General features: G+C 75.0%; 30 protein-coding genes. 17 read left to right on the top strand and 13 right to left on the bottom strand.

From position 1 onward, the window contains the following. The first annotated feature begins 564 nt into the window (after positions 1–564). Entirely contained in the window at positions 565–936 is a 372-nt protein-coding gene (locus ACF1AK_RS10775) for a hypothetical protein (protein ID WP_391498414.1), read from the top strand. Beyond that, a complete protein-coding gene (locus tag ACF1AK_RS10780) occupies positions 933–1,703 on the top strand; it encodes an aminoglycoside adenylyltransferase family protein (RefSeq protein ID WP_391498415.1) in 771 nt (256 codons plus the stop codon). The genes ACF1AK_RS10775 and ACF1AK_RS10780 overlap by 4 nt, the downstream gene beginning before the upstream one ends. 17 nt (positions 1,704–1,720) lie before the next feature. On the opposite strand, the gene ACF1AK_RS10785 is transcribed toward ACF1AK_RS10780, so the two are convergent. Further along, positions 1,721–2,215, bottom strand: coding sequence for a GNAT family N-acetyltransferase (locus ACF1AK_RS10785; protein WP_391498416.1), 495 nt, complete (start codon positions 2,213–2,215; stop codon positions 1,721–1,723). A 506-nt stretch (positions 2,216–2,721) separates the two neighbouring features. On the opposite strand from ACF1AK_RS10785, the gene ACF1AK_RS10790 reads away from it, so the two are divergent. From ACF1AK_RS10790 to ACF1AK_RS10810, 5 genes are all read left to right on the top strand, one after another. Then, on the top strand, positions 2,722–3,324 hold the full coding sequence (locus ACF1AK_RS10790; protein ID WP_391498417.1) for a carbonic anhydrase: 603 nt from the start codon (positions 2,722–2,724) through the stop codon (positions 3,322–3,324). Between the two features lie 139 nt (positions 3,325–3,463). Beyond that, positions 3,464–4,954, top strand: a complete 1,491-nt coding sequence (locus tag ACF1AK_RS10795; RefSeq protein ID WP_391498418.1) for a SulP family inorganic anion transporter — start codon at positions 3,464–3,466, stop codon at positions 4,952–4,954. Between the two features lie 227 nt (positions 4,955–5,181). After that, entirely contained in the window at positions 5,182–5,865 is a 684-nt protein-coding gene (locus ACF1AK_RS10800; RefSeq protein ID WP_391498419.1) for a hypothetical protein, read from the top strand. Between the two features lie 7 nt (positions 5,866–5,872). After that, a complete protein-coding gene (locus ACF1AK_RS10805) occupies positions 5,873–6,946 on the top strand; it encodes a BadF/BadG/BcrA/BcrD ATPase family protein (protein WP_391498420.1) in 1,074 nt (357 codons plus the stop codon). Positions 6,947–6,955: 9 nt separating this feature from the next. Next, entirely contained in the window at positions 6,956–7,774 is an 819-nt protein-coding gene (locus ACF1AK_RS10810; protein WP_391498421.1) for a class I SAM-dependent methyltransferase, read from the top strand. A gap of 17 nt (positions 7,775–7,791) precedes the next feature. Here the strand turns inward: ACF1AK_RS10810 and ACF1AK_RS10815 are convergent, their stop codons facing one another. After that, a complete protein-coding gene (locus ACF1AK_RS10815) occupies positions 7,792–8,625 on the bottom strand; it encodes an SAM-dependent methyltransferase (protein WP_391498422.1) in 834 nt (277 codons plus the stop codon). 289 nt (positions 8,626–8,914) lie between these two features. Between ACF1AK_RS10815 and ACF1AK_RS10820 the strand changes: the two genes are divergently transcribed. The 5 genes from ACF1AK_RS10820 (at position 8,915) to ACF1AK_RS10840 (ending at position 12,203) form a co-directional block, all read left to right on the top strand. Beyond that, complete coding sequence (locus tag ACF1AK_RS10820) at positions 8,915–9,301, top strand: PRC-barrel domain-containing protein (RefSeq protein ID WP_391498423.1); 387 nt, start codon at positions 8,915–8,917, stop codon at positions 9,299–9,301. Between the two features lie 142 nt (positions 9,302–9,443). Then, entirely contained in the window at positions 9,444–9,710 is a 267-nt protein-coding gene (locus ACF1AK_RS10825) for a metal-sensitive transcriptional regulator (protein ID WP_355376282.1), read from the top strand. Between the two features lie 113 nt (positions 9,711–9,823). Further along, entirely contained in the window at positions 9,824–11,155 is a 1,332-nt protein-coding gene (locus ACF1AK_RS10830; RefSeq protein ID WP_391498424.1) for a cryptochrome/photolyase family protein, read from the top strand. Positions 11,156–11,272: 117 nt separating this feature from the next. Next, positions 11,273–11,746, top strand: a complete 474-nt coding sequence (locus ACF1AK_RS10835) for a VOC family protein (RefSeq protein ID WP_391498425.1) — start codon at positions 11,273–11,275, stop codon at positions 11,744–11,746. A 4-nt stretch (positions 11,747–11,750) separates the two neighbouring features. Continuing rightward, positions 11,751–12,203: an SRPBCC family protein gene (locus ACF1AK_RS10840; RefSeq protein ID WP_391498426.1), complete on the top strand. Its 453-nt coding sequence runs from the start codon at positions 11,751–11,753 to the stop codon at positions 12,201–12,203. Between the two features lie 56 nt (positions 12,204–12,259). Here ACF1AK_RS10840 and ACF1AK_RS10845 read toward each other — a convergent pair whose 3' ends face one another. The 7 genes from ACF1AK_RS10845 to ACF1AK_RS10875 form a co-directional block, all read right to left on the bottom strand. Further along, positions 12,260–13,522: an aromatic acid exporter family protein gene (locus ACF1AK_RS10845; protein ID WP_391498427.1), complete on the bottom strand. Its 1,263-nt coding sequence runs from the start codon at positions 13,520–13,522 to the stop codon at positions 12,260–12,262. 22 nt (positions 13,523–13,544) lie between these two features. Next, positions 13,545–14,288 (bottom strand): polyprenol monophosphomannose synthase, encoded by a 744-nt coding sequence (locus tag ACF1AK_RS10850; protein ID WP_391498428.1) that lies wholly within the window; start codon positions 14,286–14,288, stop codon positions 13,545–13,547. 139 nt (positions 14,289–14,427) lie between these two features. Then, positions 14,428–14,694, bottom strand: coding sequence for a GlsB/YeaQ/YmgE family stress response membrane protein (locus ACF1AK_RS10855; protein WP_391498430.1), 267 nt, complete (start codon positions 14,692–14,694; stop codon positions 14,428–14,430). A gap of 181 nt (positions 14,695–14,875) precedes the next feature. Further along, entirely contained in the window at positions 14,876–16,066 is a 1,191-nt protein-coding gene (locus ACF1AK_RS10860; protein WP_391498431.1) for an ABC transporter ATP-binding protein, read from the bottom strand. Positions 16,067–16,075: 9 nt separating this feature from the next. Beyond that, the gene (locus ACF1AK_RS10865) at positions 16,076–16,909 is read right to left on the bottom strand and encodes a carbohydrate ABC transporter permease (RefSeq protein WP_391498432.1); all 834 of its coding nucleotides are present in this window, start codon (positions 16,907–16,909) and stop codon (positions 16,076–16,078) included. Further along, entirely contained in the window at positions 16,906–17,826 is a 921-nt protein-coding gene (locus ACF1AK_RS10870; protein ID WP_391498433.1) for a carbohydrate ABC transporter permease, read from the bottom strand. Before ACF1AK_RS10870 ends, ACF1AK_RS10865 begins: the two co-directional genes overlap by 4 nt. Further along, positions 17,823–19,094, bottom strand: coding sequence for an ABC transporter substrate-binding protein (locus tag ACF1AK_RS10875; protein ID WP_391498434.1), 1,272 nt, complete (start codon positions 19,092–19,094; stop codon positions 17,823–17,825). The genes ACF1AK_RS10870 and ACF1AK_RS10875 overlap by 4 nt, the downstream gene beginning before the upstream one ends. A gap of 512 nt (positions 19,095–19,606) precedes the next feature. On the opposite strand from ACF1AK_RS10875, the gene ACF1AK_RS10880 reads away from it, so the two are divergent. Then, entirely contained in the window at positions 19,607–20,215 is a 609-nt protein-coding gene (locus tag ACF1AK_RS10880; RefSeq protein WP_391498435.1) for a hypothetical protein, read from the top strand. Positions 20,216–20,233: 18 nt separating this feature from the next. Here the strand turns inward: ACF1AK_RS10880 and ACF1AK_RS10885 are convergent, their stop codons facing one another. Then, positions 20,234–20,788 carry a hypothetical protein gene (locus ACF1AK_RS10885; RefSeq protein ID WP_391498436.1) on the bottom strand — a complete coding sequence of 185 codons (555 nt, stop codon included), beginning with the start codon at positions 20,786–20,788 and terminating at the stop codon, positions 20,234–20,236. A 204-nt stretch (positions 20,789–20,992) separates the two neighbouring features. On the opposite strand from ACF1AK_RS10885, the gene ACF1AK_RS10890 reads away from it, so the two are divergent. The 3 genes from ACF1AK_RS10890 to ACF1AK_RS10900 all read left to right on the top strand — a co-directional run bounded on the left by ACF1AK_RS10890 (position 20,993) and on the right by ACF1AK_RS10900 (position 22,583). After that, the gene (locus ACF1AK_RS10890; RefSeq protein WP_391498438.1) at positions 20,993–21,394 is read left to right on the top strand and encodes a hypothetical protein; all 402 of its coding nucleotides are present in this window, start codon (positions 20,993–20,995) and stop codon (positions 21,392–21,394) included. A 95-nt stretch (positions 21,395–21,489) separates the two neighbouring features. Continuing rightward, on the top strand, positions 21,490–21,846 hold the full coding sequence (locus ACF1AK_RS10895) for a cyclic-phosphate processing receiver domain-containing protein (RefSeq protein ID WP_391498439.1): 357 nt from the start codon (positions 21,490–21,492) through the stop codon (positions 21,844–21,846). A gap of 251 nt (positions 21,847–22,097) precedes the next feature. Continuing rightward, positions 22,098–22,583, top strand: a complete 486-nt coding sequence (locus ACF1AK_RS10900; protein WP_391498440.1) for a hypothetical protein — start codon at positions 22,098–22,100, stop codon at positions 22,581–22,583. Between the two features lie 90 nt (positions 22,584–22,673). On the opposite strand, the gene ACF1AK_RS10905 is transcribed toward ACF1AK_RS10900, so the two are convergent. Then, positions 22,674–23,264, bottom strand: a complete 591-nt coding sequence (locus tag ACF1AK_RS10905; protein ID WP_391498441.1) for a DUF4240 domain-containing protein — start codon at positions 23,262–23,264, stop codon at positions 22,674–22,676. Between the two features lie 60 nt (positions 23,265–23,324). Here ACF1AK_RS10905 and ACF1AK_RS10910 point away from each other — a divergent pair, with 60 nt between their 5' ends. Then, a complete protein-coding gene (locus tag ACF1AK_RS10910; RefSeq protein ID WP_391498442.1) occupies positions 23,325–23,531 on the top strand; it encodes an alpha/beta hydrolase in 207 nt (68 codons plus the stop codon). A gap of 45 nt (positions 23,532–23,576) precedes the next feature. Here ACF1AK_RS10910 and ACF1AK_RS10915 read toward each other — a convergent pair whose 3' ends face one another. Both ACF1AK_RS10915 and ACF1AK_RS10920 read right to left on the bottom strand, forming a co-directional pair. Next, complete coding sequence (locus ACF1AK_RS10915; RefSeq protein WP_391498443.1) at positions 23,577–24,506, bottom strand: hypothetical protein; 930 nt, start codon at positions 24,504–24,506, stop codon at positions 23,577–23,579. 200 nt (positions 24,507–24,706) lie between these two features. Next, complete coding sequence (locus ACF1AK_RS10920; protein WP_391498444.1) at positions 24,707–25,459, bottom strand: SMI1/KNR4 family protein; 753 nt, start codon at positions 25,457–25,459, stop codon at positions 24,707–24,709. Positions 25,460–25,543 lie beyond the last annotated feature (84 nt).

Raw genomic sequence — 25,543 nt, forward strand, 5'->3', positions numbered from 1 at the left:
CCAGACCGACAGCGTGGCCCTGGTCGGCTCGGCCCCGCACGCGCGGGGATTGCTCCTCCAGCAGGGCGGCGGCGGTGGCCAGCACCTCGCTCGGCCCCGCACGCGCGGGGATACTCCGGCCGTGTGGCGGCACATGATCGGGGAGCTGTACTCGGCCCCGCACGCGCGGGCGCGGGGATACTCCCAGCCCGAAGGCGGTTCAGGAGGCGCTGCGGCGCTCGGCCCCGCACGCGCGGGGATACTCCCAGCGGGCTGCGCCCCGACTCCCGCAACCGATCTCGGCCCCGCACGCGCGGGGATACTCCCGCTGTTCGGGCCGTGGGGCATCGCGATCGGTGCTCGGCCCCGCACGTGCGGGGATGCAAGAACCCCCCTTGGGACCCCCACATCGGGATGCCCCCCCAGCGCCGCCGCCCACCGGCGCAGCGACGTGCGCACGTGTTCCCCATCCCCCGCCGGCCGAAGGCCCGGCGGGGCGGAGGGGCTGGAAATTCGCCTGCGGGTGGTCGCGGCGGCGGGGCAGGATGGCTGCATGGCCGACCGAGTCCCGACCCCGGTGCAGCGATGACGGGCGAACAGCCCTGGACCCTGACAGCCGCCCGCCTCCCCGACGGCCAGGTGGCCGTCACCATCGGCGTGCGCGGCGGGCGGGCGCGGGCCGGTGGGAGCTTCCGGCCCGGCGGCGCCCCCGCGGCCCTCATCGGGCGCGGGAAGGGCGAGCCCGTGGTCGTGGCGTTCGCGGGCGGGCCGTTGGAGCGGTGGGTGGTCACCGACCGCTCCGGCCGGCGCCACCCCGTGGAGACCGTGGCCGCCGCCGGAGTACCCCTCGGCATCGTCGTGCTCCCCGCCCGCGCCCGCCGGGTGGCCGTCCACCGGCTCGACGCCACCGGCAGACCCGACTTCGAACTGCGCGAAGTCCGGAGCCGGCCCCGATGACCGACGGCCAACTCCACCGGACCGTCCGCCTCCTCCGCGACGTCCTCGCGCCGGGACTCCTCGGCACCTACCTCCACGGCTCCGCCGTGCTCGGCGGCCTCAGGCCGGCCAGCGATCTGGACGTCCTGGCCGTCACCCGGCGCACCATGGACGACCGGGAGCGCCGAGCCCTCACCGAGGGCCTGCTGGAGATCTCCGGCCTCTCGGCCGCCGTCCGGCCGGTGGAACTCACCGTCGTCGTGCACTCCGAGGTCCGCCCCTGGCGGTTCCCGCCGACCGGGGACTTCCTGTTCGGCGAGTGGCTGCGCGACGAACTCCGGGCGGGCCGGCCGCCTCAGCCCGGCCCGATGCCGGATCTCGCCCTCGCGCTCACCATGGTCCTGGCCGGCGGCCGCTCCCTCACCGGACCGCCGCCCGGCCGGCTGCTCGACCCGGTCCCGCACGCCGACCTCGTCCGGGCGAGCGTCATGGGCATCCCCGAACTCCTCGGGGACCTGGACGGCGACACCCGCAACGTCCTGCTGACCCTCGCCCGCATCCGGACCACCCTCGACACGGGGGAGATCCTCCCCAAGGACGTCGCCGCGGACCGGGCCCTCGTCCACCTCCCCCCGGAGCACCGCCCCGTCCTGGAGCACGCCCGGGACCTGTACCGCACCAGCCACTACGACGACGAGACCTGGAGCCGCGACCTGAGGGCCCGGGTGCGTCCGCACGTGGCCGAGGTGCTCGCCCGCATCGACGGCCCGGGCCGCCACCCGCGGTGAACCGGGTCCGGCCCGGTTCACCGCACGCGGGGCAGGCCGAAGGCCGACATCTCCTTCTCCTCGTACGACAGGAACCCGAGCGAGCGGTAGAACGCGTGGTTGCGCCTGCCCTCCTCGGTGGACTCGTGGTCGGTGGAGAGCAGGAAGAACCGGCAGTGCGCGTAGCGCTCCTTGAGGTGCTCCACCAGCGCCCGCCCGACACCCCGCCGATGGTGCCGGGGATGGACCAGCACGTCCTGCACGTAGCAGACGGCGGCGTCGTCCGAGATCGTCCGCGCCATTCCGAGCAGTTCACCGGACTCGTCCCGGGCGGTGATCACCAGGTGGGAGTTGGCGAGGCCGCGCATCATCCGGTCGACGTCGCTCGTGTACCCGTCCCAGTCGACGGAGTCGTAGAGCGCGAACATCTCGTCGCGGTCGAAGACGGTCTCGCGGGCGATGAGCACGGGGCCTCCCTGGTCGACGGCCCGGACACCGGGGGTGCGCCGGGCCTTGATGATCCACCCGGACATCCTCCGCCGGACGGGAGGTCCGGGCAAGAAGCGCCCGCGGCGGCAGCGCCGCCGACCGGGGCCCCGAAAGCTGACGAACCGTCAACCATGCTCCGGCAACTGCCCGGACGCGTGCGCCGGGAGCGCGTTCGACCTCGGGCGGGGCGCGCGCGGAACGCCGCGCATCAACGCTTCGGCGGCCCGCAGGGTTCCCCCGGAGGCGCAAACGCCAAGGCGGAAGGCCCTGCGCCGCTCAAGGCAACAGGATGTTAACCAGATCGGCACATTCTGCGCCCTGGACGCGCTTTTGCCGACCCGATACCCGTGTTTTACTTCCCCTTGACGCGTCGTCAGGTCGCCGGGGGGACACCGAGAGTCATCGACGCGGCCGTGCGGCGGAGCCATGCGCCCGCCGCGGCCGCACCCGCCCGCACCGCCCGCCGGGACCACCCGGTGACGACGTGCCTGCCCGTCCACCGCCCCTCCCGGCCGGCGCCGCGAGGGTCACCGAAGGAGGCATCCACTCCATGGAACCGCTCATCGACCGGGCCCGGGCGTTCCCGCAGCGCGCGGGCGACACCGGCCGGGAACTCACCGCCCTCGCCGCCGGCCAGACCCCGCAGGCCCTGTTCATCACCTGCTCCGACTCCCGCGTGGTGCCCGCCCTGATCACCGGCGCGGACCCCGGCGACCTCTTCGAGCTGCGCACCGCCGGCAACATCGTCCCCGCCTACCGGGCCGACGGCACCTCGGGCGAAACCGCCACCATCGAGTACGCCGTCGAGGTGCTCGGCGTCCGCGACCTCGTGGTCTGCGGGCACTCGCACTGCGGGGCCGTCGGCGCCGTGGTGCGCGGTGAGGACCTCAGCGTGGTGCCAGCCGTCCGCGCCTGGCTGCGCCACGCCGACCGGGCGGTGCTCCGCGCGGACGAGGCCGACGTCTTCGACCCGACGGTCGCCGGACCGGTGCAGCGCCACGTCCTCACCCAGCTCGACCGGCTGCGCGGCTACCCCGCCGTCGCCCGCCGGCTGAGCGAGGGGCGGATCAGGCTGCACGGCTGGTTCTACGAGATCCACACCGGACTCGTGCTCGCCCACCAGGCCGACGCCGGCCTCTTCCTCCCGCTGTGACCCCGTCCCACGGCCCGCCGCCGCACCGCCGCGCCACTGCCCACCGCGTCGCTCTGCCGCCCCGCCCCGCCGTCCACCGCACCGCCGTTCAGCCCCGCCCCGCCGTCCACCGCACCGTCCACACTCTCCCGAGGACCCGATGACTCGTCGTCCCGCCCTTCGGCTGAGCAGTACTCTGCGCTCCGACCTCCCCGCCTCCCTCGTCGTCTTCCTGGTCGCCCTCCCGCTCTGCGTGGGCGTCGCCGTCGCCTCCGGCGTCCCGGCCGAACTCGGCCTGGTCACCGGCATCGTCGGCGGCCTGGTGACCGGGCTGATGCCCGGCAGCAGCCTCCAGGTCTCCGGCCCCGCCGCCGGCCTGACCGTGCTGGTCTTCGCCGCCGTCCAGGAACACGGCCTCGCCGCCCTCGGCGTCATCACCGCCGTCGCGGGCCTGCTCCAGCTCGCCATGGGAGCCGCCCGCCTCGGCCGGCTGTTCCGGGCGATCTCCGTCTCGGTCGTGCAGGGCATGCTCGCCGGGATCGGCCTGGTGCTGATCGCCGGTCAGCTCTACGCGCTCGCCGACGCCAAGGGCCCGGCCGGCGGACCCGCCAAGCTCGCCGGGCTCCCGGGCCTGGCCGTCGACGTGGCCGGGGACGGGCAGGCGCTCGCCGCCGCCGCCGTCGGGGCCGGGACCGTGGCGGTACTGCTGCTCTGGCCGCGCCTGCCCGCCCGGATCCGGGTGGTCCCCGCACCGCTCGCGGCCGTCGCCGGCGCGACGGCCGTCACCGCGCTGTTCGACCTGCCCGTCGCCCGGATCGAGGTGGCCGGACTCGCCGGCGTCGTCGACCTGCCGGGCGCCTCCGACCTCGCCGCGCTCGGCAGCATCGGCGTCCTCGGCACGGCCGTCGCCTTCGCGCTGATCGCCTCCGCCGAGAGCCTGTTCAGCGCGGCCGCCGTCGACCGCCTGCACGAGGGCCCGCGCACCGACTACGACCGCGAACTGCTCGCCCAGGGTGTCGGCAACACCGTCTGCGGTCTGCTCGGCGCCCTGCCGATGACCGCCGTCATCGTCCGCAGCGCCGCCAACGTCCAGGCCGGTGCCCGCACCAAGGCCTCGCGGGTCCTGCACGGCCTCTGGCTGCTGCTCTTCGCGGCCCTGCTCCCCGCCGCCCTCTCCGCCATCCCGCTCGCCGCGCTGGCCGGCGTCCTGGTCCACGCCGGGGCCAAGCTGGTCCCGCTGCGCACCCTGCGCCCGCTCTGGCGGGCCGACCGCGGGGAGGCGGCGATCCTGGCCGCCACGGCGATCGCCATCGTGGTGACCAACCTCCTCGAAGGAGTACTGCTCGGCCTGCTCCTCGCGGTGCTCAAGAGCGCCTGGGACACCTCCCACCTCCAGGTCGCGGTCGACGAACTCCCCGACGGCGCCGTCCGGGTGACGCTGCACGGCAACGCCACCTTCCTGCGGCTGCCCCGGCTCCTGGAGACCCTCGAATCCCTGGAGGGCCTGCCCGCCGACCGTCCGGTGCGCCTCGACCTCGCCGGTGTGCGCCACCTCGACCACGCCTGCCGCAGCGCCCTCGAACTCTGGCAGGAACGCCACAACCGCAACGGCTCCGCCGAACTCCTCGGCCTTCCCACCGCCGCCGCCTGACCCGCCGCCGTCCGACCAGGCGCGTCCCGATCCGATCCGGCCAGACGCGTCCCGATCCGGCCCGACCCGACCCGGCCCGACCTGACCCGGTCGGGCCGGTCACACCCGCCTGCCCGACCCGAGCACCCCGCCCCGCCCGGCACCCCGGCCCCTCTCCTCCATCCTCACCGCGCCGACGACCACGAACAAGACTGCAATTTCCGGGCCGAACCCCCGACCATGGGGCCATGACGTCCCCACGCGCGGACCACCGCCCCACCCACCCCCGCCTCGCCGACCGGCTGGCCCATGTGCGCTGGATCGCCGGCGGCACGGCGGCCGGCAAGAGCACCCTCACCCGGCTGCTCGCCGAGCGCCACGACGTCACCGTCCTCGACGGCGACCGCGCCGAGCACCGCTGGCTCGACCGGTGCAGCCCCGCGCAGCACCCGCACCTCGCCGCCCTGCGGGGCCGCCCGCCCGGGCTCCCGTGGCGCGACCGGACGGCGGAGCAGGTGTTCCGGGCCATGCCCGGCCTGTACGGCGAGACGACCGGGTTCCTCGTCGAGGACCTGCTCGCCCTCCCCGCCGACCGTCCCGTCCTGGTCGACTACTTCGGCATCCTTCCGCGCGACCTCGCGCCGCTGCTGCGCCGCCCCGGGCAGGCCCTCTTCCTGCTGCCCACCCCGGCCTTCCGGAAGGCGGCCCTCACCGCCCGGTACGCCGACCCCGCCCGGGCCAGGGCCACCTGGGGCGAGGAGGACCCGCGGACCGCCCTGGCCAAGCGCCTCGCCCGCGACGACCTCTGGGACGACGAGGTCCGGCGCCAGGCCCCGCTCCACGCTGCCGCCGCCCTCACCGTCGACGGCACGACACCCGCCGCCGGCCTGGCGGAGCTGCTCGCCACGCGCTTCGCCCTGCCCCGGCGGTAGCCGACCCATGACATCCCGGAGGGACGACGTGCACCGGACGGCGGGGGAGTGCTGGATCGCCGGGGTCGACGTGGGCGGCTCCGGGATCCGGCTCGCCCTGGCGCCCGCCGGGTGGCCGGACGGCATCGCCCGGGCCCGGACGGCCGGACTCGCCGTGCCCGCGCGGGTGTCGGCCCGGGCCGGCGGACTGGACGCCGGCGCCCTGCTCGACCGGCTGCTCCCCGCCCTCCGGGGCCTCGCCGCCGCGCTGCCGGACGGCGCGCGGATCGGGGCCGTCGCGGTCGGCGCCGCCGGGACGGCCCTGCTCGGCCGGGACCTCGCGGCCCGGCTGCCCGGCCCGCTGGCCCGCGCCACCGGGGCCCGGCACCTGGTGCTCGCGGGGGACGCGATCACCGCCCACGTCGGCGCGCTGGGCACCGGCGCCGGGGTGACCGTGGCCGGCGGCACGGGCCTGGTCGCGATCGGCTACCGCCCCGGCGCCGGCTGGCGGCGCGCCGACGGCTGGGGCCAGCTGCTCGGCGACTGCGGCAGCGGCGGCTGGCTCGGCCGCGCCGGCCTGGAGGCGGCCCTGCGGGCGTACGACGGCCGCCCCGGCGGCTCGCCCCTGCTGCTGGCCGCCGCCGAACGCCGCTACGGCCCGGTGACCGGCCTCCCGGCGGCCCTCCAGCCGCGCCCCGACCGGGCCGCCCTGCTCGCCGCCTTCTCCCCGGACGTCGCCGAGGCGGCCGAGCAGGGCTGCCCGGCCGCGGCCGGCCTGCTCCGCCGCGCGGGCGAGGAGATCGCCGCCACCGCGGCCGCCGCCGCCCGAGCGGCCGCCCTCCCCGCCCCCGACCTCGCCCTGACCGGCGGCCCGTTCCGCCTCGCCCCGCTGCACCGCGCCACCCTCGACGCCCTGGCCGCCGCCCTCCCCGCCGCCCGCCTCCGCACCCCCGACGGCCCGCCCCTCCTCGGCGCCCTCCGCCTCGCCGCCACCGCCCCCGACCTCCCCTGGCCCCTCCACCCGCCCCTCCTCACCCTGCTCACCACCCCGCCCGGCGGGGCGCCGGAAAACGGCTTGAGCGGGGCGCCGGAGCCCGCCTAGCGTGGGGCCATGACGAAGATCCCGGCCCCCGCCGACTGGCTCGCGGCCAACCGCGCCAACTGGGACGGCCGCGTCCCGGTGCACGTGGCCAGCGACTTCTACGACGTGCCCGGCTTCGTCGCGGGGCGGGAGCCCCTGCAGGACTTCGAGCTCGCCGAGGTCGGCGACGTGCGCGGGAAGTCCCTGCTCCACCTGCAGTGCCACTTCGGCCAGGACACCCTGTCCTGGGCCCGGCACGGGGCCGCCGTCACCGGGCTCGACTTCTCCCGTCCGGCCGTGGAGGCCGCCACCGACCTCGCCGCACGGATCGGCACGGACACCGCCCGCTTCGTCGTCTCCGACGTGTACGACGCGGTGGACGCCCTCGGCGGGCAGCGCTTCGACATCGTCTACACCGGCCGGGGCGCGCTGTGCTGGCTGCCGGACATCACGCGCTGGGCGCGGACGGTGGAGAGCCTGCTCGCCCCCGGGGGCTTCCTCTACCTCACGGAGTTCCACCCCTTCGCCGACACCCTGGCCGAGGACGGCCGGACGGTGGAGTACGACTACTTCCACTCCGAGGGGACGGTCTGGGACGAGGCGGGCACCTACACCGACGGAGCGATGGCTCCCACCGCCGCCACCGTCACCGTGGAGTGGCAGCACGGGATCGGCGAGGTCGTGAGCGCCCTGGTGGCGGCGGGCCTGCGGGTCGAGTTCCTCCACGAGCACGACTTCACGCTGTTCGCCCGCTTCCCGGTGCTGGAGCACGACGGGGTGTTCCGCTTCCCCGCGGGGCAGCCGCGCGTCCCGCTGATGTACTCCGTGCGCGCGAGCAAGCCCGCCTGAGTGCGCCCGCACCGGGCCTACGGCTTGCGGGCCACCGCGCCGTACATGCTCACGCGCTCGGCGCCGGCGCCCGGCGCGGCCTCGGGGCGCCAGAGGGGAACGGTGACCACCCCGGGGTCGAGGACCTCCAGGCCGTCCAGGAAGGCCCGCACCTGCTCCCGGCTGCGGCCGACCAGGGGAGCGGTGGCCTGGCTGTAGACGCCCGTGACGCGGTCGCGGACCTCGGCGGGCAGGAAGTCCGCGGTGCCGTGCGACAGGATCAGGTGGCTGCCGGGGGCGAGGGTGTCCAGCAGGGTGCGCACCACGTCGTAGGGCCCCTCCTCGTCCCGCACGAAGTGCAGGACGGCGGCGAGCACCAGGGCCATCGGGCGGTCGAAGTCGAGCAGCTTCTCGGCCTCGGCGTCGGCGAGGAGCCCGGCGGGACGGCGCAGGTCGGACTGGATGACGGTGGTCCGGCCGACGGCGGTGCCGCCCATCAGGGCGCGGGCGTGGGCGAGCACGATCGGGTCGTTGTCCACGTAGAGGACCCGGGCGCCGGGGTCGACCGCCTGGGCGATCTCATGGGTGTTGCCGGCCGTGGGGATGCCGGTGCCGATGTCGAGGAACTGGTCGATGCCGAGACCGGCCACGCACCGCACCGCCCGGGTGAGGAAGCCCCGGTTGGCGCGGGCGGTGGAACGGAACTCGGGGTTGGCGGCCAGGGCCCGTTCGGCGGCCTCGCGGTCGGCCGGGAAGTTGTCCTTGCCTCCGAGGTAGTAGTCGTACATCCGGGCGGGGTGCGGAACCTCCGGGCGGAGGTCGGCGGCGATGCCCGGCTCGCCCGGCTCCCACATGCCTTCGTAGCTCACCACTGCTGCCGCGCCTCCGCCCAGCCGATCTGACGAACCGTCGGCGGACAGCGTAGGTGCTCGGGCGGCCTCCCGCGGGGGGTTGGCCGGTTCACCCCCGGATGTCCGGATCGCGCCGTTCGCCGCCGTGCACGGGAGGGGAGCCCGCGGGTTCACCCGGACGGGCGAACCGGCCCGGCGGGCGGTCCTCGCGCCCGCGGCGCAGGATGGGAGGGTCCGGGGCACCGCCCGACCGTCCGGGCCGCTGCCCAACCGAGGTGCCGCCACCGTTCGGCGGCTACGGGAGGTCGCCATGGCCGTCGCCGAGATCGTTCCGGCCGACATCAGGGAGTGGCGGGGTCAGGCCGTCGTGGACCAGAAGGGCCACAAGATCGGCAAACTGGAGTCCGTCTACGTCGAGACCGCGAGCGACGAGCCGTACTTCGCGACCGTCACGATCGGTCCGGCCGTGTCCGTCGGGCTGAACGTCAACAGCAAGCTGGTCTTCGTCCCCCTCGACGGCGCGGTCCTGGGCCCGGGGTACCTCAAGGTCGCGTTCCCGAGGGCGCTGGTCAAGTCGGCGCCGTCGATCGGCGTCGACGACGTGCTGCCCGCCGAGGCCGAGCCGGAGGTGTTCGCGCACTACGGCCTGGACTACGTCACCGGCACGGGCGGCGAACGGCGGCTGGCCCGCCGCTGACCGCCGCACCCGCCCGCGCCCCGCGCCCCCCGCGCCCCCGCGCTGCCCGTGCGCCGCCCGTCCCTCCGTCGCCCACCGGGGCAGCGATACCCCACGGGGTACACTGGGCAGTCGGTAGTCGACAGCGGAAAGCGGTGCTGAGATGCAGGTGGACGAGGAGGCCGTCGGCGCGGTCCTGAACCGGCTCCGGCGTGCCCAGGGGCAGCTGGCGGGCGTGATCGCCATGATCGAGGCCGGCCGGGACTGCAAGGACGTGGTGACCCAGCTGGCCGCCGTCTCCCGGGCCCTCGACCGGGCCGGCTTCAAGATCGTGGCGAGCGGCATGCGCCAGTGCATGGCGGGCGCCGACGCCGACGCGCCGCCGATGAGCGAGGCCGAGCTGGAGAAGCTCTTCCTGGCCCTGGCCTGAACCCCGGCTCCCACCCGTCCCACGGCGGGGGCGTGCGCCACAACGGCGCACGCCCCCGCCGGCGGCGTGCCGGGCGCCGTTCCGCCCCCGGGCCGTGCCAGGCTCGTCCTTCCATGAGTCTCGCCATCGCCCTGCTCACCCAGGACCTCCGCCTGCACGACAACCCCGTCCTGCGGGCCGCCTGCGCCGCCGCCGACGAAGTCGTCCCGCTCTTCGTCCTGGACCCCGGCATCGCCGCCGCCGGCTTCGCCGCGCCCAACCGCGCCGCCTTCCTCGCCGACTGCCTCACCGACCTGGACGCCTCCCTGCGCCCGCTCGGCGGCCGCCTGGTGCTGCGCCGCGGACCCGCCGCCCCCGCCACCGCCCGGCTCGCCGCAGAGCTGCACGCCGCCTCGGTGCACGTGGCCGCCGGCGTGAGCGCCTTCGCCCAGCGCCGCGAACAGGCGCTGCGCGCCGAGTTCGGCGAGCGCCTGCACGTCCACGACGGCTCGCTCACCGCCGTCGTCCCCGGCGCCGTGACGCCCGCCGGCAAGGACCACTACGCCGTCTTCACCCCGTACTTCCGCGCCTGGTCGCAGGCGCCCCGCCGGACCGTCCACCGCCCGCCCAAGGCCCTGCGCACCCCGGACGGCATCGCGAGCGAGCCGGTGCCCGCCGCGGAGCCGCAGTCGCCCGCGCTCCCGCCGGGCGGCGAGCGGGCCGGCCGGCGGCTCTGGCGCCGCTACCCGCTGGACCGCTACGCCGACCTGCACGACGACCTCGCCGCCGACGCCACCTCGCGCCTGTCGCCGTACCTGCACTTCGGCTGCCTGTCCGCGGCCGCCCTGGTGGCCGAGGCGCTGCGGCACGGCGGCGAGGGCGCCGAGGCGTTCGTCCGGCAGCTGGCCTGGCGCGACTTCCACCACCAGGTGCTCGCCGCCCGCCCGGGGGCCGCGCACCACGCCTACCGCGACCGGGGCGACCACTGGCTGCCGGAGGACGACGAGGAGTGCGCGGCCTGGCGCGCCGGGCGCACCGGCTTCCCGCTGGTCGACGCGGGCATGCGCCAGCTCGCCCACGAGGGCTGGATGCACAACCGGGCCCGGCTGGTCACCGCCTCCTTCCTCACCAAGACCCTCTACCGGGACTGGCGGATCGGCGCACGCCACTTCCTGCGGCTGCTGGTGGACGGGGACCTCGCCAACAACCAGCTCAACTGGCAGTGGGTGGCGGGCACTGGCACGGACACCCGGCCGAACCGGGTGCTCAACCCGCTGGCGCAGGCCGACCGCCTCGACCCGGACGGCGCCTACGTCCGGCGCTGGGTCCCGGAGCTGGCCCACGTCCCCGGCCGGGCGGTGCACCGGCCGTGGCTGCTCGACGAGCACCCGGCCGGCTACCCGGAGCCGCTCGTCGACCCGGCCGCGCTCTCCGCCCGCCTGCGGGCCGCCCGGGCACTGGACTGACCGGCCCGCCGCCGACCCCGCGCCGACCCCGCCGCCACGCGGGCCGGGGGCGCCGAACCGGTGACCCCCGGCCGTGGCGCGGCCGCCCGGCCGGGGCCCGCCGCTACCGTCGGCTCCATGCAGCAGATCACCCCATGCCTCTGGTACGACGACCAGGCCGAGGAGGCCGCCCGCTACTACACCTCGGTCCTCCCGGACTCGCGGATCACCGACATCACCCGCTACACCGAGGCGGGCCCCGGCACGCCCGGCAGCGTGGTGACCGTCGCCTTCGAACTCGACGGCCGCCCGTTCGTCGCCCTCAACGGCGGCCCGGTCTTCCCGTTCACCGAGGCCGTCTCGCTCCAGGTGCAGTGCGACGACCAGGCGGAGGTGGACCGGCTCTGGGCGGCGCTGCTGGAGGGCGGCGGCCAGGAGAGCCAGTGCGGCTGGCTCAAGGACCGCTGGGGCCTGTCCTGGCAGGTGACCCCACGGGTCCTGATCGACCTGGTCTCCGGCCCGGACCGCGAGAAGGCCGCCCGGGTGACCCGGGCCATGCTGTCCATGCGCAAGATCGACATCCGGCAGCTGCTCGACGCGGCCGAGGGGTGAGCGCATGGCCGTTCCCGCCTACCGCCACGTCTCCTACCTGCACGCCACCCCGCAGCGGGTCTGGCACGCCCTCACCAACCCCGACGAGTCCGGCCTCTACTGGGGCCACCGCAACGTCTCCACCTGGCAGCCCGGTGCCCGCTGGGAGCACCAGCGCGCGGACGGCTCCGGCGTCGCCGACGCGTTCGGCACGGTGGAGGCGGCCGAGCGGCCGAACCGCCTGGTCACCACCTGGTCCGGCCCCGGCGAGGAGCGGCCCGCCGGGCCGTCGCGGGTCACCTTCGACCTGCGCTCCCACGGGGACCTCACCCGGCTGACCGTCACCCACGACAACCTGGCCGACGAGGCCGAGCGCGCGGACGCCGAGGCGGGCTGGTCGGCCGTGCTGTCCAATCTGAAGACCTACCTGGAGACCGGTCACCCGCTCCCGCAGGACCCCTGGACCATGCCCTCCTGAGCCCCCGGGCCCCGAGCCCGGGGCCCCGACCCGCTCCACCGCTCGGGCCCGGCCCCTCAGGCCCGCTTGGCGCGCTTGCGCCGCCGCCGCCGGCGTGCCCGGCCCAGCCCCGGCCGGTCGCCGCGCACCCACCGGCGCAGCCGCCCGAGCCGGGAGAACCGCTCCCGGCTCGCCACCGAGGCCCGGTCCAGCTCCTCCATCAGCCGCCGGGAGCGGTGCTCCAGGTCCAGTTCGTCGAGGATCCGGTCGACCTCCGTCAGCAGCGAGCCCAGCAGGTGCCAGGCCTCCGGGTCCGCCCGCACCTGCTCCAGCAGCAGCCGGGCGACGTTCTCCCGGCTCGCCCAGGCGGCCGTCAGCTCCGAGGCGAGCCGCTCCTCGGCCTCCTCGGCGTTCAGGCTGACCTGGGTGGTCACCAGCACGGCGAAGCTCACCAGCGCGCCGCCGACGTGCGCGAGCAGTTCCTCCATCGCCACCGCCAGGGCCGGGGCGACCAGCGGCTCGCCGGGCCCGCGCCGTTTGGCGAGGTCGGTCAGCGAGCGCGAGATGACCCGGATCACCACCACGCAGATCTCCAGGGTGTCCAGCCCGGTGCGCAGCACCAGCCGGGAGAGCAGCCCCTCGCTGATCCGCGGGTTGAAGCGCAGGCTGTCCTCGGCCTGGCGCAGTGCCGCGTCGACGTCGGCGATCGCCTGGTCGAGCCGGCGGGCCTCGTGCAGCCGCTCGGCGGCGTCCGCGACGGGGGTGGGGCGGCCCAGCTGGTCGGAGAGGTCGAGGAGCAGGTGCCGGGCCCGGCGGGCGAGGTCCTCGATGGACTCCCCGGCGGTGTCCACCCAGACCGGCGGCGCGAAGACCAGGTTGAACACCAGGCCGACGGTCGCGCCGATCAGCGTCTCCAGGACGCGGTCCCAGGCCCGGGAGGTCACCTGGGTGACGCCGAGGATCAGCATCGCGCTGATCGCGACCTCCTGGACGAACTCGTCCACCCGGACGAAGCGGCCGATCACCAGCGAGGCCAGGATGATCAGCCCGAGGCTCCACCAGGAGAGCCCGACCACCGTGCTGAAGCCGATCGCGATCAGCACGCCGACCACCACCGAGTTCACCCGGCGGATGCTGGTGGTGAGCGTCGAGTAGACGGTGACCTGGACGACCAGCAGGGCGGTGAGCGGCGCGGTCAGCGGGGCCGGCTCGCTGCTGAGCAGCGTCGCCACCACGTAGGAGAGCGTGGCGGCGACGGTCGCCCGGGCGGTCTGCACGACGAAGGGTTCACGGGCGGCGCGCCGCACCAGTGCGGCGGCCCGGTCGGGCGCCAGGGCCACGCGCGGCTCCTTCCCTACGTCCCTACGGTTTGCCGCCGCGCCCCTCACGCAGCAGCTTCCACGGTGCGAGCGCCGACTCCACCTGCACCCCGAGGCTCATCTTCGACGCGCCCTCGACCCGCTCCTCGAAGCGGATCGGGACCTCCTTGATGGTCAGGCCGCGCCGCACCACCCGGTGGTTCAGCTCGACCTGGAAGGAGTACCCGTTGCTGTGCACCGACGGCAGGTCGATCGCGCGCAGCGTCTGCGCGCGCCAGGCCTTGTAACCGGCGGTGGCGTCCCGCACGCCCAGCCCGAGGATGGTGTTCACGTACAGGTTGGCCCAGGCGGAGAGCGCCTTGCGGTGCCACGGCCACTCGTCGGCGGTCGACCCGCCCGGCACGTAGCGGGAGCCGATCACCACCGCGGTGTCGTCGGCGAGCAGGGTCGACACCATGAGCGGCAGCACCGAGGCCGGGTGGGACAGGTCGGCGTCCATCTGGACGACCACGTCCGCGCCGTCCTCCAGGGCCCGGGTCATGCCGGCGACGTAGGCCCGGCCGAGGCCGTCCTTCTCGGTGCGGTGCAGCACGGTGACCCGGCCGCCGGACTCGGCGGCCAGCTTGTCGGCGATCTCCCCGGTGCCGTCGGGGGAGTTGTCGTCGACGACGAGCAGGTGGAGGTTCGGCAGGTCGAGACCGGCCAGCAGTCCGGCGAGGACCGGAAGGTTCTCCCGCTCGTTGTAGGTGGGCACGACCACAACGACCTTCGGGGAGGCCTCGACCATGTTCTGTTCCCTCGTGAGTCCGGCGCCCGTGGCCGGCGCGGCCCCGGCGTCCGCGCCGACGGCCGCGCCGGCCACGGCCGTTCGCAGTACGACCGTGCGAGTGTAGCCGCGTCGTCGCGGACGCCGTCGCGCCGGACCGTCATCTGGTCCGGCGGGAACTCCAGGCGGGGGCGACGACGGCGACCAGGAGGACGGCGAAGCCGAGCTGGAGCAGATGGCGGATCCAGTCGATCCCGGAGGTGTTCCGGACGCCGATCCAGCCGGAGACCGCGTTGCCGAGCCAGGCCCCGGCGGCACCGAGCAGCATGGTCAGCCACCACGGGATCGCCTGGGGGCCGCGCAGGATCAGTTTGGCCAGCAGGCCGAGCACGAAACCGATGAGCAGGATCCACAGGAGCTGGAACATCGCATTCCACCTTTCGAGGCGCGTTCCCCCATGATCGCCCGAACCGTCCGGCGCGGCACGTCCAGCGGGGGAACCGGGTCGTCCGCGCCCCCCGCCTGCCCCTTCCTCCGCGTTCCAACCGTCCTTCGTGCGGCCCGGTCCGCGGGGGACGCGTTCCCGGCAGGGATCCAGGAGACCGGCCTCAGCCGCCCGCCTCCCGCGCGCCCCCGCTGAGCGCCGCCCCGGTGGCCGGGTCGAAGACGTGCAGCCGCTCGGTGTCGATCCACAGCTCCAGCGGCGCGCCCTCGGCCGCCCGGGTGGCGGTGCCGATCCGGGCCACCACCTCGCGCCCGGGCGCCCCGGCACCCGCCTCCTCCTGCCGCGCGCCGATCTCCTCCAGACCGCCGCCGGAGACCGTGTCGCCCTCGACGGTGAAGTGCGCGAACACGTCCGAGCCGACCGACTCGATCACCTCGATCCCGACCGTGACCCGCGCACCGCCCTCCGGGTGCTCCAGCAGCGCGGCGTCCTCGAAGTGCTCCGGGCGGATGCCGACCACCACCTCGCGCGGCGCGCCGGCCGCCGTGAGCCGCCGGCGCAGCCGGTCGCCCACCGGCAGGTCGCCGAGCGCGGTGCGCAGCACGCCCTCCTCCAGCCGGCCGTGCAGCAGGTTCATCCCGGGGGAGCCGATGAACCCGGCGACGAACAGGTTGGCGGGCTCGTCGTAGAGCCACTGCGGCGGTCCGACCTGCTGGACGAGGCCCGCGCGCAGCACCACCACCCGGTCGCCCAGCGTCATCGCCTCGACCTGGTCGTGGGTGACGTAGACGGTGGTGGTCCCCAGGCGCCGCTGCAGCCGGGAGATCTGCGTGCGCATCTGCACCCGCAGCTTGGCGTCCAGGTTGGACAGCGGCTCGTCCATCAGGAACGCCTTGGGGTCGCGGACGATCGCCCGGCCCATCGCGACCCGCTGGCGCTGCCCGCCGGAGAGATGGGCGGGCCGGCGGTCCAGGTGCTCGGTGAGGTCGAGGATCCGGGCGGCCTCCTCCACCTTGGCGGTGATCACCGCCTTGTCGGCCCTGGCCAGCCGCAGCGCGAAGCCCATGTTCTGACGGACCGTCATGTGCGGGTACAGCGCGTAGCTCTGGAACACCATCGCGATGTCCCGGTCCTTGGGCGCCCGGTCGTTGACCACCTGCCCGCCGATCCGCAGGGTGCCGCCGGTGATGTCCTCCAGGCCCGCGATCATGTTGAGGGTGGTGGACTTCCCGCAGCCCGAGGGGCCGACCAGGATGACGAACTCCCCGTCGGCGACGGTCAGGTCGAGGTCGTGGACGGCCACCGAGCCGTCCGGGTAGCGCTTGGTGATGCCGTCGAGGACGATCTCCGCCATCGGTCCGCGTCATCCCTTCACTGCGCCGGCGGTCAGGCCGGCCACGATGCGGCGCTGGAAGAACAGCACGAACAGCACGATCGGCACCGTGATCACCACCGCCGCGGCGGCGATCGAACCGGTCGGCTGCTGGAACTGGGAACTGCCGGTGAAGAAGGCGATCGCGGCGGGCACGGTGCGCGCGGCGTCCGTGGAGGTCAGCGAGATCGCGAAGAGGAAGTCGTTCCAGCAGAAGATGAAGACCAGGATGGCGGTGGTGAACACGCCCGGCGCCGCCAGCGGGGCGATCACCAGCCGGAACGCCTGCGCCGGCGTGGCGCCGTCCACCTTGGCCGCCTTCTCCAGCTCCCACGGGATCTCGCGGAAGAACGCCGACAGGGTGTAGATCGCCAGCGGCAGCGAGAACGTCATGTAGGGGATGATCAGCCCCGCCCAGGTGTCGAAGATCCCGAGCGCCCGCTCGATCTCGAACAGCGGCGAGACCAGCGAGATCGGCGGGAACATCGCGATCAGCAGCGACATCCCGATCAGCAGCCGTTTGCCGGGGAAGCGCAGCCGGGCCACCGCGTACGCCGCCATGGTGGCCAGCACCACCGCGATCGTGGTCGCGATCACCGCGATGCCGATCGAGTTCACCAGCGCCCGGGTGAACTCCGAGGTGCGGAAGATCCCGCGGTAGTTCTCCAGCGTCCAGCTGCGCGGCACGAAGTTGCCGTCGGTCAGCGTGGCCGGGTCCTTGAACGACAGCGCGGCGATCCACCAGACCGGGAACAGCGCGTACAGCACCACCACCAGGTTGACCACGCCCCAGCCCGCCCCGGCCCGGGCCTGCCGGGCGGTCACCGGTGCTCCGCCGATCCGCCGGGCGCGGCCGCGCCGAAGACCTTGACGAAGACCAGGGCGATCGCCGCCACGCAGAGGAACACCAGCACCGAGATCGCCGAGCCGATGCCCAGGTTGAGCGCCGTGAACAGGTTGTCGTAGCCCAGGATCGACACCGAGCCGGTGTCGTTCGCGCCCCCGGTCAGCACGTAGATGTTGTCGAAGATCCGGAACGCGTCCAGGGTCCGGAACAGCAGAGCCACCAGGATGGCCGGCTTCATCAGCGGCAGGATCACCAGCCGCAGCCGCTGCCCGAACCCGGCCCCGTCCACCATCGCCGCCCGCACCGTCTCGGACGGCACCAGCGCCAGCCCCGCCAGCAGGAGCAGCGCCATGAACGGGGTGGTCTTCCACACCTCGGCCAGCACGATCAGCCCGATCGCCGGCCAGTGCTCGGTCAGCGGCGCACTGCCCTGCGGCAGCAGCGCCGCCAGGTACCCGGTGCCCGGCGTCCAGGCGTACTGCCAGGAGTAGGCGGCCACCACCGTGACGATGCCGTAGGGCACGAGCACCGCCGTGCGGACCACCCCCCGTCCGATCACCGCCCGGTGCATCACCAGCGCCAGCGCCAGCCCCAGCACCAGCTCCACCGCCACCGAGACGACGGTGATCAGCACCGTCACCCACAGCGCCTGCCACCAGTAGGAGGAGGACAGCACGGCCCCGTAGTTGTCGAGACCGACGAACGCCGAGCGGCCCGGGAACCGCAGGTCGTAGCGCTGGAAGGAGAGGTAGACGGCGTAGCCGACCGGATAGGCCGTCACCAGCAGCATCACCAGCACGGCCGGGGCGCACAGCAGCCAGCCGAGCCGGCGCTCCTGCCGGGAGCCCTCGGAGAGCCGGGCAGCGCGCCCCGTGCCCAGTCTGGTCGCGGTCACGGGATCAACCCCTTCGAGCCGAGCGCGTCCCTGATCTGCCCGGAGAGGCCGGCCACCGTGCGCTCCGGGTCCACCTCCGACGGCGGGGACAGGGCGTGCGCGACGGCGATCGAGACGTTCTGGTACGCGGGCGTCTGCGGCCGCACCGAGGCGGAGTCGAGGGCCTCCAGCACGTCCGCCGCGAACGGGTAGCTCGCAGTGAGCTCGGCGGCGGTGTAGAGGCTGCGCAGCGACGGCGGCAGGCCGCCCTTCAGCGCGTTGGTCAGCTGGTTCTCACGGTTGCGCAGGCACAGCACGGCCTCCTGGGCCGCCTCCGGGTGCCGGGAGTAGGCGCCGACGGCGAGGTCGATGCCCCCGATGGTCACCGTCGCCGGCCGCCCCGGGACGACCGACGGGTAGGGCGCCCAGCGGAAGTGCGGGAACAGTTCGGGCCTGTTCTCCTTCATCGACGGGTAGACGAACGGGTAGTTGAGCTCGAAGGCGGCGGTGCCGGACTCCATCGCGAGCCGGTTCTCGTCCTCCATCTGGTTGGACAGCGACGGGTCGGCGGCGGGGGAGCGGGCGACGTCCCGGATCACCCGCGCGGCGGTGACGGCCGGCTCGCCCAGTGAGGGCGCCGTCGCGTCCGGGGTGAGGATCGACCCGCCCGCACTGGTGACCAGCGTGTTGAACCAGACCGTCAGGCCCTCGTACTGGGCGCCCTGCACCTCGATGAAGTGCGGCTTGTCCTGCTCGGCCAGCCGCCGCGCCGCGTCCAGCATCTCGTCCCAGGTCGCGGGCGGCGCCTCCACCAGGTCGTCGCGGTACCAGAGCAGCTGGGTGTTGGAGTTGTAGGGGACGCCGTACAGCCGGTCCTTCCAGGTCGCCGTCCGCAGCGCCGCCGCCAGGGTGTCCTCGCTCGCCCGCTCCCGCAGCGCACCGGTCCACTCCCGCGCCCAGCCCGCCTCGGCGAACTCGGGCGTCCAGGTGACGTCCAGGCCCATGATGTCCACGCCGGTGTCGTGCGCGGCCAGCCGGCGCACCAGCTGCTGGCGCTGGCCGTCCGCGGTGCGCGGCAGCTTGTTGTAACGGATGGAGTAGCGCCCGCCGGAGTCGCGGCCGCAGGTGTCCGCCGCCTGCTGCAGCGCGCCCGAGTCGTCGGGGAAGTTGTACCAGTCGAGCACGACCGTCCCGCCGTCCCCGGCCCCGCCCCCACCGCCGCAGCCCGCCGCGCCCCAGGCCAGCACCAGCGCCAGGCCGAGGGCGCCCCACTGCTTCGTTCCGGGCATCGCGACTCCCTCCGGCGGACCGCCCCACGGCTGGCCCACGGTAGGCCGCCCGCCCGCCCCGCGGGGCCGAGCCGCCGCGCGACACCCCGGCGACCGCCCGGGCGGGCTAAGCCCCCGCGTCGTGGCCGGCGGCCGGCTCGTCACGCCGGCCCGGCCGGCGACCGGCCAGCACCGACGCGTCGTCACCGGCCCGGGCAGCGCTCGCCCCGGACAGCCGCAGCGGCCGCCCGCCGTACCGGCCGGACCGGCCGGACACCCGGATCCGCAGCTCGCAACCGGCCGCGCCGACTCCGGACCACCTGACGCAGGCTCTGGCCGGGGGAGCCGTCCCAGGCCCAGTTCGGCCAGGACCCCGGCTGCGGCCCCCACCGCACGGCGGCAGCGGGCACGGACCGACGACTTCCCCACGGACACGGGCACTCCTGGGGCCGGACGGGATCCCCCGGAACCCACCGCGCCCGCCCCCCCCGGCGGAACCGCCCTGTCGGAGCCGTCATCTACGCTCTGCTGCCATGGGACTCTCGATATCGGTGGGACTGCTCCACGACCAGGCACGCAACGACCCGGAGGGCTTCGAGCACCACCGGCGTGCCTTCGAACGGCTCGGCGCCGCGCTCGCGGCGGAGGGGATCGACTGGCAGGAGCCTCCGGCCGACCCGGCCGCCCCGCAGGACCCCGCCTTCTCCGGCGGCTTCCCCTACCACTACGTCACCCGGCTGCGCCGCGTGCTGGCGCTCACCGGCCGCGGCGAGCCGGTCACACCCGCCGAGGACGGCGCGGCCGCCCGGGAGCGCGAGCGCGAGCTGATCCAGGACGAGGCGTCGAGGTTCGCCTCGCACCTGATCTGCCACGCCGACAACGCCGGCTACTACGTGCCGGTGGACTTCGCCGACCCGCTGTTCCTGCCCGCCGAGGCGGGCGTCGCGGGCGCGGGGATGGTCGGCTCCACCCAGCGCCTGCTGCACGAACTCACCACCGTCGCACCGGCCCTGGGCATCACCGGAGCCGAGCCCGGCGGCGTGCCCGGCGGGCCGTTCGAATCCGAGCAGTACGCCTGGCACCAGCTCCACCGCGCCTGCCTGGCCAGCCTCGCCGGCGGCCACGCCATCGTCTTCCACTGACCGCGCCGGCCCGCTCCTTCAGGACAGCGGCTGCCCGGCGACACCGAGCCGCCGCACCCCGCGCGGCGCGAAGGTCATCGGTCCGCTCCAGCCCCGGTGGACGAGGGCGACCTGTGCGGGCAACGGGGTCACCGGGTCGAACTCCCGCCCGCGCGACCAGTTCCGCAACAGCCCCTCGGTGGTGGCCACCGCCGACACCACCATCGTCACCTGCTCACCGCCGCCCCAGGTGTGCCACAGGGCCCAGCCCTCCGGACGCGGCTCGACCCCGAACCGCGCGCACAGCTGCTCGTAGTCCTCGTCCACCCCGGCCGGCATCGCGCCGGGCCTCAGGACCGCGGCGGCGGCCAGCTTGAGCAGGGGGCGGTCGTCCATGCAGCCGTCGCCCTCGAAGTGGTAGGAGCGCACGGCCCGCGCCAGCGCGTTCAGGCTGCGCCCGAACGGCGTCGCGTCCTGCGGGTCCGACGCGTGGTCGATCCTGTCCTCGTCGGACGCCTCGACGCAGAGGCGATGGGCGAGGCGTTCGATCTCGCGCAGGTAGTCCAGTTCGCCGAGTCCCTCGGATGCCGTCATGGCGCGCAGCCTCCCACCCCGCGCGCCGCGTGGCATCCGGATTTCCGGCGGCTGTTAGCCCGGCCAGGCAGCATCCTTCCGCCGCCCGGGTAGCCGGGCGGCGGCCCGGGGGAGGGGCCGGGTGGTTCGGGTACGGATCGGGCCGGTGCGGGGGAACGGCCCCCGCCGGCGAACGCCGAACCACCGACCCCAGGAGGCCCCGACATGGCCCGTACGAAACCCCTCGCCCTGACCGCCCTCGCCGTCTTCGGTGTCCTGGCCGCGAGCACCGCGGCCGCCGCCGATGCCGGTCCCGCCGGCAAGCCCGCCGCCGACAAGCCGGCCGTCACCCTCCCCGGCAGCCAGGGCGTCCTCGACCCCGCGCTGCTCGCCGCGCACGACCAGGTCTTCGGCGACTGGGTCGACGTCGCCCCGGGCGCCAACGGCATCGCCTACGTGGCCTGTCCGGCCGGCGAGGTGCCCACCGGCGGTGGCGGCCAGACCAGCGCCTTCCGGATCTTCTTCACCGACTCCTACCCGAGCGGCGGCTACTGGGTCGTGCGCGGCACCAACACCGGTACCGCCACCGAGTCCATCCGGGCCACCGCCGTCTGCACCACCCCCTGACCCCACCCGGTCGAACGCCCCGGCCCCGGCCGGCTCGCACCCGCGGAGCCGCCCGGCCGGGGTGATCCGCTCCACCGACCTGCGATGATGACCCGGTGAACGACGACCCGGTGAGCGAAGCCCCCTCCACCCCGACGCCCGTCATCCTCGGCATCGACGACCTCCGGGCGCTCCCGACCGCCACCCGGATCGCCCGCACCAGCCACGAAGGCGTCCAACTCCTGCGCGAGCACCGGGACACCCGCATCGACGAGCTCTGGCTCGACCACGACCTCGGTGGCGACGACGACATCCTGCCCGTCGTGACCCTCCTGGAGGAAGCCGCCTCCAGCGGACGGCCCTTCGAGATCGGCACCGTCCTCGTGCACAGCGCCAACCCCGTCGGCGCCGCCACCGTCGTCCGGGCCCTCACCCGCTGGAACTACCGGGTCCGGCGGGCCACGGCCTCGTGACCGCTCCCCGTCACGGGAAATTCACGGACGCGGGTCTACCCGCATAGACCGCGGTGGGTCATCCTGGTGCGACTCGATCGGCCGCCCTCGCGCCGGAGCACGGCCGCGCCGGAGCGCCGCCGTCACAGCACTGCCGCGTCACAGCACTGCGCACCACCCCCTCACCCGGGCGGTTCCGTGGGCCGGTCGCCCGACCTTCCGTCCGGGCCGGGGCCGAGTCGGACGCACACCGTTCTCACCGGGAGATGCAGATGAAGCCACGCACCGCAGTCACCGCAGCCACCGTCGCCGCCGTGGCCCTGGCCGGCCTCGCCGTCTCGGCGCCCACGGCGGGCGCCAGCGGTACCAAGCTGTCCCAGTCGGCGGCCGCCGCTCAGTTCAGCAACGCCGGCATCACCTGGAGCTCCAGTGGGGGCTGCACCACCAGGTCCAACCCCACCTGCACCTCGTTCGAGCAGATCAACTCCGGCACGGTGAGCACCATCATCACCCTCAAGCAGGCCAGTGGCTGCGCCATCAACATCACGGGCGGCACCGAGGTGGGCCACGCCTCCGGCACCTACAGCCACTACAACGGCTACAAGGTCGACATCTCCCGCAACTCCTGCATCGACGGCTACATCCAGAACAGCTTCACCTACATCGGCTACCGGGGCGACGGCTACCCGCAGTGGAAGGCCGCATCGGGCAACCTGTACTGCAACGAGGGCAGCCACTGGGACATCCTCGTCTACTGACGACGTCCACGGACGAGGCCGGCCCGACCGTCGCGGGCACCGTCGGCGGGCCCCCGGCCGGGCACGATCGGCCGGGGGCCCGCCGGTCGGTCAGGAGCCGGCCGCCGCGGGGAAGAGGGCGTCGAGCCGGGGTGTCCCGGTCCGCACCGCGGCCCCGGAGGCCCCGGCGGCGCCGGCGGTCCCCTCCACGGGATCCGCCGACGCCTCCTGGAGGGCGTCCAGGGCCTCGTGGAACGCCTCCTGGGCGTCGTCCCCCCGCCCCGTCAGCTCGTCGAACGCCTCCTGGGCCACGTAGTCCAGCTCCTCCCACTCCGGCCACTCGTCGTCACGCCACTCCCGCAGGTGCCGCCCCGCCAGGGCCCGGACCTCGGCGACGTCGGCGAGGGCGTCCGGATCGGCGAGCACCGCCTCGTAGGTCCGCCGCCCCTGGGCCACCAGCCAGAGCGCGAAGTAGTCGAAGCCGTCGTCGGAGCACAGGCCGCCCTCGATCCGGCGCACCGCCCGCCACAGGGCGTCCGTGGCGACCACGGCGCACGCCGCCTCCAGACGCGCCTGGAACTCCACCGCCTCCGCGGCCGGCCCGCGCCGCAGCGTCCCGCGCAGCCACGCCAGCCGTTCGTGCCGGTCACCGGGGCGACGGCCCAGCTCGTCCATGAGCGCCCAGAAGGTCGTGTCGTCCATGCCGCACAGCATCGCAACCGGCACCGACACACGCGCGACGCCGACGCCGACGCCCTGATCGTGCAGAACGAGTGGGACCCGCGGACGACCCTGGCCATGGCGCGGGGCACGCGCCGGGCGCTGCACGGTGCGCGGATGGTCACGGTGGCCGGCGGCGAGGGCCACGGGGTGGTCGTCAACGGCCCGTCCTGCGCGCACGGGGCCGTCACCCGCTACCTGACCACGGGCCGGCCGCCCGCCGCGGACGCCACCTGCGGCGGCCGGTGACCCTCACCGCCGGAACGCCGGCCGTGTCCGGCCGCCGGCGGCCCGTCAGTAGCCGCCGAAGCCGGTGAATCCGGTGAAACCGCCGCCGTAGTCGGAACCGGACACCCCGTGGAAGCGCGGCCTGGAGTACTGCTCGGTGGTCCGGGGGAAGCTGTCGACCAGGACGCCGGTGAGCTCGCGCCAGGCCTCCTGCACCCGTCCGCTCTCGTGCCACTCCTCCAGCGCGAGCGCGGTTTCGGAGGACCACAGGACGCTCGTGTACCGGTCCCGAAGACGCTCCTCGGTGAGCGCCGCCTGCACCTGCTCCGCGGTGAGGCCGGTGCGTGTCACCGCGCCACGCGGCTCCCGCACCTCCTCCACGGTCTGCAGGTGGATCGTGAAGGAGCCGTCGCCGCGGGTGCCGGCGCGCAGCGTGTACGCCCAGACCGGCCGGCCGGCGGCCTCGGCCATGGCGGCGGCCCGGGCGGGCGCACGCTCGCGCGTCTCCCGTTCCCGCTGTTCCCGCCACTCGCGCGACTCGCGTTCGCGACGCTCCAGTTCGGCGTGGACGTACGGCGTGAGGTCGCCGGCCTGCTCGCGGAACTCCCGGTAGGCGGTGCGTACGTCGTTGCCCAGGCGTTCCATGGTGCTGTCGTACGCCCTGCGCAGCCGCCGGTTGCGCAGGGCGTAACGGGTCTTCCAGAACGGACGCGCAGCCGGGCGCACCCATCGCAGATGGCGCCGGGCCGCGCTCGCCTGCTCCTCTGTGCGGGCGATGGACCGCTGGAACGCCTCGGTCGCGGCGTTCCAGCGCTGCGCGTCGGCAGCGGGCGCGGTGACCCGGGGCAGGCTGGGGAGCCGGTGGTGGTCCGTGATGGCATCGACGGCGCAGTAGAGGTGACGGATCTCGCGGACCTCGTCGTCGATCACATTCATCGGGTAGTGGGACATCACGTCGGAGAGGCGTCTGTAGTGGACCTCGGCGTGCGTGGCCATGAGCGCCTTGCCTTCCTGCTGCGAACCATCCGCGCCAGCCTCCTTCCCCGCTCGCCATCACCCAAAACCCTTGGCACGAAGGCTGGTTGGCGTTTCGTCGGGGCATCCGAGACCCTCCCCCCACGGGGACCGCGCCCGGCGCCGACGACCGTCAGGAAGGGCGGGGGCGGGTCGCCGCCGCCGTCCGAGGGGCTCCCGCGTCAGCCGGCCGGGGGGCCGGGAAGGCCGTCGAGCCAGTCGAAGAGGTCCGCGCCCAGCAGCTCGCCGTCGTCCGCGACGTCCCCCCGGAGGCGGCCGGGTGCGAGGCGGTGGAGGGACGAGCGGTCCCGGCCGTGGCGGCGCATGAACAGGCCCGCGCCCGCGCCGTCCTCGCCGACCAGGACCCAGTGCGGCGCCGACGTCCGCACCTGCCAGGCGTCGTTGCGGGCCCGGAAGGTGTGCGGGCCGAGAAGCGTGCCGCCGTCCGGCAGGCGGACGCCGGGGGTGGCGCGCCACAGCCGGGCGACGGCCGGGTTCGGCCCCTCCCGCAGACCGCCGGCGAGCGCCGCCCACACCGTGAGGAAGCCGGCGAAGGAATCGGCGAACGGCTGCTCCTCCCCGGTGAGGCGGCTGTGCACGACGACGGGCCACTCCCCGTCGGCGGCCCGGTCGAGGGCGAACCCGTAGCGCTCGTGATCGTCGTCCTCGTGGAACCAGAGCCGGTCCCCACCGGACCGGTCCTCGGTGAGCCCGGGCTCACCGAGGCCGGCCACGGGCTCCACCGTGGCGATCGGGCGGCCGCGCAGCGAGCCCTCGCCGTACGCGGCCAGCCACCAGCGGAACGAGCGGGGCAGCGGGCCGGTGAGGGACTCCGCCGCGCGGATCGCGGCCTCCGGGCGGCCACGGCCCGGCCGGGTGACCATCCCCGGTGTGGTGGCGATCAGGTCCCGCAGCAGTTCTGGATCGGCCCGCATGACGGGCAGTGTTGCACGCGGGTCCGACAGGCCCGCGCCGGAACGGGACGGCGCGCCACCGCCCCCGCCGACCACGGTCCGATG

Origin of the sequence: Kitasatospora sp. NPDC015120 (assembly GCF_043080305.1) — a bacterium.
Classification (GTDB): Bacteria; Actinomycetota; Actinomycetes; order Streptomycetales; family Streptomycetaceae; genus Kitasatospora.

Bases quoted from the DNA above. Each gene is read 5' to 3' on its own strand.
- ACF1AK_RS10775 (WP_391498414.1), top strand. From the start codon at position 565: ATGACGGGCGAACAGCCCTGGACCCTGACAGCCGCCCGCCTCCCCGAC.
- ACF1AK_RS10780 (WP_391498415.1), top strand. From the start codon at position 933: ATGACCGACGGCCAACTCCACCGGACCGTCCGCCTCCTCCGCGACGTC.
- ACF1AK_RS10785 (WP_391498416.1), bottom strand. From the start codon at position 2,215: ATGTCCGGGTGGATCATCAAGGCCCGGCGCACCCCCGGTGTCCGGGCC.
- ACF1AK_RS10790 (WP_391498417.1), top strand. From the start codon at position 2,722: ATGGAACCGCTCATCGACCGGGCCCGGGCGTTCCCGCAGCGCGCGGGC.
- ACF1AK_RS10795 (WP_391498418.1), top strand. From the start codon at position 3,464: ATGACTCGTCGTCCCGCCCTTCGGCTGAGCAGTACTCTGCGCTCCGAC.
- ACF1AK_RS10800 (WP_391498419.1), top strand. From the start codon at position 5,182: ATGACGTCCCCACGCGCGGACCACCGCCCCACCCACCCCCGCCTCGCC.
- ACF1AK_RS10805 (WP_391498420.1), top strand. From the start codon at position 5,873: ATGACATCCCGGAGGGACGACGTGCACCGGACGGCGGGGGAGTGCTGG.
- ACF1AK_RS10810 (WP_391498421.1), top strand. From the start codon at position 6,956: ATGACGAAGATCCCGGCCCCCGCCGACTGGCTCGCGGCCAACCGCGCC.
- ACF1AK_RS10820 (WP_391498423.1), top strand. From the start codon at position 8,915: ATGGCCGTCGCCGAGATCGTTCCGGCCGACATCAGGGAGTGGCGGGGT.
- ACF1AK_RS10825 (WP_355376282.1), top strand. From the start codon at position 9,444: ATGCAGGTGGACGAGGAGGCCGTCGGCGCGGTCCTGAACCGGCTCCGG.
- ACF1AK_RS10830 (WP_391498424.1), top strand. From the start codon at position 9,824: ATGAGTCTCGCCATCGCCCTGCTCACCCAGGACCTCCGCCTGCACGAC.
- ACF1AK_RS10835 (WP_391498425.1), top strand. From the start codon at position 11,273: ATGCAGCAGATCACCCCATGCCTCTGGTACGACGACCAGGCCGAGGAG.
- ACF1AK_RS10840 (WP_391498426.1), top strand. From the start codon at position 11,751: ATGGCCGTTCCCGCCTACCGCCACGTCTCCTACCTGCACGCCACCCCG.
- ACF1AK_RS10850 (WP_391498428.1), bottom strand. From the start codon at position 14,288: ATGGTCGAGGCCTCCCCGAAGGTCGTTGTGGTCGTGCCCACCTACAAC.
- ACF1AK_RS10855 (WP_391498430.1), bottom strand. From the start codon at position 14,694: ATGTTCCAGCTCCTGTGGATCCTGCTCATCGGTTTCGTGCTCGGCCTG.
- ACF1AK_RS10860 (WP_391498431.1), bottom strand. From the start codon at position 16,066: ATGGCGGAGATCGTCCTCGACGGCATCACCAAGCGCTACCCGGACGGC.
- ACF1AK_RS10875 (WP_391498434.1), bottom strand. From the start codon at position 19,094: ATGCCCGGAACGAAGCAGTGGGGCGCCCTCGGCCTGGCGCTGGTGCTG.
- ACF1AK_RS10880 (WP_391498435.1), top strand. From the start codon at position 19,607: ATGGGACTCTCGATATCGGTGGGACTGCTCCACGACCAGGCACGCAAC.
- ACF1AK_RS10885 (WP_391498436.1), bottom strand. From the start codon at position 20,788: ATGACGGCATCCGAGGGACTCGGCGAACTGGACTACCTGCGCGAGATC.
- ACF1AK_RS10890 (WP_391498438.1), top strand. From the start codon at position 20,993: ATGGCCCGTACGAAACCCCTCGCCCTGACCGCCCTCGCCGTCTTCGGT.
- ACF1AK_RS10900 (WP_391498440.1), top strand. From the start codon at position 22,098: ATGAAGCCACGCACCGCAGTCACCGCAGCCACCGTCGCCGCCGTGGCC.
- ACF1AK_RS10905 (WP_391498441.1), bottom strand. From the start codon at position 23,264: ATGGACGACACGACCTTCTGGGCGCTCATGGACGAGCTGGGCCGTCGC.
- ACF1AK_RS10915 (WP_391498443.1), bottom strand. From the start codon at position 24,506: ATGGCCACGCACGCCGAGGTCCACTACAGACGCCTCTCCGACGTGATG.
- ACF1AK_RS10920 (WP_391498444.1), bottom strand. From the start codon at position 25,459: ATGCGGGCCGATCCAGAACTGCTGCGGGACCTGATCGCCACCACACCG.